Here is a 4861-nt window from a genome sequence, read left to right as displayed (position 1 = left end):
CACGGCATAAGCCGTAAAGCCATTGCGCAGGGAAGGCCGGGTGTTCTCCGCTGCCCTGTATGCTCGTGTGCAGCCTACTTAGTGCTAACCGCACACGGGACCGCGGGTGCAGCGCGCACCCGGTCTTCCCTGCGCCCTCTTATTTCGAGGGCAAGGAAATTTCTGGCAAAGCTCGGGCGCAATGCGTCGCGAGAATGCAAAACTGCGTTTGGATGACGGTGCAGCTACAAACACCGCCGTCGTCCCGGCCTTGAGCCGGGACCCATACGCCGCGGCAGAGATGGTTGCGCACGATGGTCGATGGCTTTTTTCAACAACAGATGACCGGGGTTATGGGTCCCGGCTCAAGGCCGGGACGACGAGAGATTTGCGTATGGCGCTACCCCGGCAAATACCCCTTGACCGCCGGCAGAAAGAAAATCGCGATGTTGATCGCAAAGCCGATGGACCACAGGATCGAGCGCAGCGTCGGGCGGTTGCCCAGATAAGTGAAGACGTAGGCGATCCGCACGGTCAGGAACAATACCGCCAGTTCGTCGATCAAATGTTGCGGCCCGAGGCGAAACTCGGCCAGCAGCACCGCGACCGCGAAAAACGGAAAGGCCTCGATGCCGTTCTGATGGGCGCCCAGCGCCCGGGCGCGGATCGGATCCTCGTAGAAATCGGGGGCGCGGGGCCTCGCATTGTCGAAACGGCGAAACCCGATCCATTTGACCGAGGCGATCGTCAGCAGGTACAGCAGCAGCGTTCCGAAAACGCACCATTCGGCGACCGTCATGGTTCCTCCCGCCCGGGGCAAGACCTGAGCGTATCGAACCGATGGTTGTCTTGACAAGGATGGTGCAACGCGCGAAGCCACGGAAATCATGACCGTGGTCGTTCCCATAGGAAGTGCGAAGCCTGCGCCGGAAGCCAAGCCCGAGCGCGTCGGCGTGCTGCTGGTCAATCTCGGCACGCCCGATACCGCCGATACCAGGGGCGTGCGGGTCTACCTCAAGGAATTCCTCTCCGACCCGCGCGTGATCGAGGACCAGGGGCTGCGCTGGAAGCTGATCCTCAACGGCATCATTCTGCGCATCCGTCCCCGCCGCAAGGCGCGCGACTACCAGAAGATCTGGAACGTCGAGAAGAACGAATCCCCGCTGAAGACGATCACGCGCGCGCAAGCCGAAAAGCTGGCGGAGGCGATCGCAGACCATGACCACGTCGTGGTCGACTGGGCGATGCGTTACGGCAATCCGTCGATCCGCTCGCGCATCGATGCCCTGACCGCGCAAGGCTGCGACCGTCTCTTGGTCGTGCCGCTCTATCCGCAATATTCCGCCGCGACCTCGGCCACCGTGTGCGACGAGGTTTTTCGCGTGCTGGCCGGCATGCGCGCGCAGCCGATCTTGCGGGTGACGCCGCCCTACTATGACGACCCTGATTACATCGATGCGCTGGCGGCCTCGATCAACGCGCATCTGGCAACCTTGCCGTTCCAGCCCGAACTGATCGTCGCGTCGTTTCACGGCATGCCGCAAAGTTATGTCGACAAGGGCGATCCTTACCAGGCGCAGTGCATCGCAACAACCGACGCCCTGCGCCGGCGCATGGGCCTTGATGCGTCCAAACTCAAGCTTACATTCCAATCGCGCTTCGGCTTCGACGAATGGCTGCAGCCCTATACCGACAAGACCATCGCGCAGCTTGCGAAGGATGGCGTCAAGCGCATTGCCGTGGTGACCCCCGGCTTCTCCGCCGATTGCCTGGAGACGCTGGAAGAGATCGCGCAGGAAAACGCCGAAATTTTCAAACACAATGGCGGCGAGCAGTTCGCGGCGATCCCCTGCCTCAACGACTCCGAGCCCGGCATGGACGTGATCCGCCAGCTGGTGTTGCGCGAGCTTCAGGGCTGGATTTGATATTCCACTGTTCAAGCGCCATACATCTGGCGGGCGTCAAACGGCTCCCTACGTAACCATTGCTAGAGAACAGCCGGGCTGAACCGGCGGTGGCATCCGGCAGACATATGGACGACCGCGTCCGGCAACGGTCTTGCCGGTTTTGGAGGGAATTCATGACTGGTTTCGACATTTTCGCGATTGCGTTTTTGCTGCTGGTCATTGTGACCCTGTTCGCCGGCGTCAAGACGGTGCCGCAAGGCTATGACTGGACCATCGAACGGTTCGGCAAATACACCCGCACGCTGTCGCCGGGGTTGAACATCATCGTTCCCTATTTTGACCGCGTCGGCCGCAAGATGAACATGATGGAGCAGGTGATCAGCATTCCCGAGCAGGAGGTGATCACCAAGGACAACGCCACCGTGACGGTGGACGGCGTCGCGTTCTATCAGGTGTTCGATGCCGCCAAGGCCAGCTACGAAGTATCCAATCTCGATCAGGCGATTATCGTGCTGACGATGACCAACATCCGCTCGGTGATGGGCGCGATGGACCTCGACCAGGTGCTGTCGCACCGCGACGAGATCAACGAGCGGCTGCTGCGCGTGGTCGACGCCGCGGTGTCGCCGTGGGGGCTGAAGGTCAACCGCATCGAGATCAAGGACATCGTGCCGCCGGCCGACCTCGTCGAAGCGATGGGCCGGCAGATGAAGGCCGAGCGCGTCAAGCGCGCCGACATTTTGCAGGCGGAAGGCCAGCGGCAGTCGGAGATCCTGCGTGCCGAGGGCGCCAAGCAGGGCCAGATCCTGCAGGCCGAAGGCCGCAAGGAAGCCGCCTTCCGCGACGCCGAGGCGCGCGAACGTTCGGCGGAGGCTGAAGCCAAGGCGACGCAGATGGTGTCCGAGGCCATCTCCAAGGGCGACGTTGCCGCGCTGAATTACTTCATCGCCGATAAATACATCAAGGCGTTCGGGCAACTGGCCGAATCGCCGAACCAGAAGATCCTCATGCTGCCGATCGAGGCCACCAGCATTCTGGGCTCGCTCGCCGGCATCGGCGAGATCGCCAAGGCGACCTTCGGTGACGCCGCTACCTCGGCAGCAGCCGCGCGGCGCGGTTCGGTGCCATCAACCGGTCCCGCCACGCCGCCACCGCCGCCGCCGCCGTTCTCGCCGCAGCGGTAAGAGATTGGTGTGATGATGAGCAGGCTGGCACATGTCTGCTCCCTCTCCCGCTTGCGGGGGAGGGTTGGGGTGGGGGCTCTCTCCGCGATAAGACTCGTGGAGAGAGCCCCCACCCGCCTCGCGTTGCTCGGCACCCTCCCCCGCAAGCGGGAGAGGGAGCGCACCGCCGGTGTGTTGATGAATTGTACGAGATACTAGAGAGGTCGTGTCATGGCCGACATATTTGCTACCCTGGGCACCTGGAACTGGCTGATCTTCGGCTTCATCCTGATGGCGCTGGAATTGCTGGCGCCGGGTGTCTTCCTGTTCTGGCTTGGGCTTTCCTCGCTGATGGTCGGCCTGGTGTCGTTTGCTATCAATCCATCGTGGCAGACGCAGCTTTTGATGTTCGCGTTGTTCGCGGCAGCGGCGGTGCCGGCGTGGCGGCATTTTGCGAAGAGCGCCGGCAGCAGCAGCCAGAGCAACCCGTTCCTCAACCGGCGGACCGAAGCGATGATCGGCCGGGAGTTCACGCTGGAAAAACCGATCGTCGACGGCACAGGCACGGTGCGGATCGACGACACGATCTGGCGCGTCGCCGGCCCCGATGCGCCGGCCGGCAGCCGTGTCAAAGTCGTGCAAGCCGATGGCGCCAGCCTGACGGTGGCGGTGGCCTAGTCTGTCGTTTGCTTGCTCCACCGCTCCGCAAAGCGGTGGAGAGGAAGGAAGGTTTCGTTCAAGTCCCGGCCGAGCCCGGTCGGGCCATAGCCATCGCCCGGCAGCAGTTCGATCAGGCCGGCCTCGCGCAGTTCGGAGAGCCGGGTCTGCATCACAGTCGGCGAGGCCTCGTCGCAGGCGGTACGCAGCGCGCGCGAGGTCAGCGGTCCCTCGCGCAATTCCCAGAGGATGCGCAAGGTCCAGCGGCGGCCCAGCAGATCGAGCAGCGCCATGATCGGCCGGCCGGTCCGCGAGCCGCGGACGGCGCGTTTCTTCATGGCAGGGGTCTGTTTCGACATCGAAAAGCCTCTTGCAAGATGCTACAGATATTGTAGCGATGTGCTACATTTATTGTAGCAAAGGAGTGGGCCGATGTCACGATCCGCGCCCCGCATCGCGCCGTTGCAGCCGCCTTATCCACCCGAGATTCAGCAACAATTCGACCGCATCATGCGCGGCGCGCCGCCGCTGGTGCTGTTCCGGGTGATGGCCGGCCAGCCCCGCGCCTGGGAGAAATTTCGCGCCGGCAGCCTGCTGGATCGCGGTCCGCTCAGCTTGCGAGAGCGCGAGATCGTGATCGACCGCACCTGCGCGCGGACCGGCTGCGAATACGAATGGGGCGTGCATATCGCGGCGTTCGCGGAAGCCGCCTACCTGACCGCCGAACAGGTCCGCGCCACCGTGCTCGGCGATGCCAAGGCCATCTGCTGGTCGGAAGCCGAACAGGTATTGATCGCAACCGTCGATGCCCTGCACGAGCGCGCGACGCTTGATGAGGCCGAGTTCAAGGCGCTGTCGGCGCATTATGACGACGCGAAAATTGTCGAGATCATCCAGCTCTGCGGCTTCTATCGCACGGTGTCATATCTGGCCAGTGCGCTGGCATTGCCGCTGGAGGAGACGGCGGCGAGATTTCCGAAGTGAGATGGCGTCCCGGCGAAGGCCGGGACCCATACTCCGCGGCGCTCATTGCTAAAGAAGGTATCTGACGCCAGCGCTCTCACCGATAGGCCGCGGCGTATGGGTCGTAAGTCTCGGTGCCTCGATTAAGATGGGGCGATCGAGGCGGGCGTTGCGGGGTTTATGGGAGGTCGT

Annotated in this window: 6 protein-coding genes; 4 read left to right on the top strand and 2 right to left on the bottom strand. The window is 63.0% G+C overall.

All coding sequences use genetic code 11. From position 1 onward, the window contains the following. Nucleotides 1-379: 379 nt before the first annotated feature. On the bottom strand, nucleotides 380-778 hold the full coding sequence (locus tag JQ611_RS41270) for an MAPEG family protein (RefSeq protein WP_212468830.1): 399 nt from the start codon (nucleotides 776-778) through the stop codon (nucleotides 380-382). An 88-nt stretch (nucleotides 779-866) separates the two neighbouring features. On the opposite strand from JQ611_RS41270, the gene hemH reads away from it, so the two are divergent. The 3 genes from hemH to JQ611_RS41255 all read left to right on the top strand — a co-directional run bounded on the left by hemH (nucleotide 867) and on the right by JQ611_RS41255 (nucleotide 3727). After that, complete coding sequence (hemH, locus tag JQ611_RS41265; protein ID WP_212269997.1) at nucleotides 867-1904, top strand: ferrochelatase; 1038 nt, start codon at nucleotides 867-869, stop codon at nucleotides 1902-1904. Between the two features lie 155 nt (nucleotides 1905-2059). Further along, nucleotides 2060-3070 carry an SPFH domain-containing protein gene (locus JQ611_RS41260; protein ID WP_212269996.1) on the top strand — a complete coding sequence of 337 codons (1011 nt, stop codon included), beginning with the start codon at nucleotides 2060-2062 and terminating at the stop codon, nucleotides 3068-3070. A 210-nt stretch (nucleotides 3071-3280) separates the two neighbouring features. Beyond that, the gene (locus JQ611_RS41255; protein WP_212269995.1) at nucleotides 3281-3727 is read left to right on the top strand and encodes an NfeD family protein; all 447 of its coding nucleotides are present in this window, start codon (nucleotides 3281-3283) and stop codon (nucleotides 3725-3727) included. Here JQ611_RS41255 and JQ611_RS41250 read toward each other — a convergent pair. Beyond that, nucleotides 3724-4065, bottom strand: coding sequence for a helix-turn-helix domain-containing protein (locus JQ611_RS41250; RefSeq protein WP_212269994.1), 342 nt, complete (start codon nucleotides 4063-4065; stop codon nucleotides 3724-3726). The two genes, JQ611_RS41255 and JQ611_RS41250, sit on opposite strands and share 4 nt — an antisense overlap. Nucleotides 4066-4138: 73 nt before the next feature. On the opposite strand from JQ611_RS41250, the gene JQ611_RS41245 reads away from it, so the two are divergent. Continuing rightward, nucleotides 4139-4690, top strand: coding sequence for a carboxymuconolactone decarboxylase family protein (locus JQ611_RS41245; protein ID WP_212468829.1), 552 nt, complete (start codon nucleotides 4139-4141; stop codon nucleotides 4688-4690). The last annotated feature ends 171 nt before the right edge of the window (nucleotides 4691-4861 follow it).

Source organism: Bradyrhizobium sp. AUGA SZCCT0182, from assembly GCF_018130185.1.
Classification (GTDB): domain Bacteria; phylum Pseudomonadota; class Alphaproteobacteria; order Rhizobiales; family Xanthobacteraceae; genus Bradyrhizobium.
Note: the sequence above shows the minus strand (reverse complement) of the source record. Positions and strands in the feature narration are given on the sequence as shown.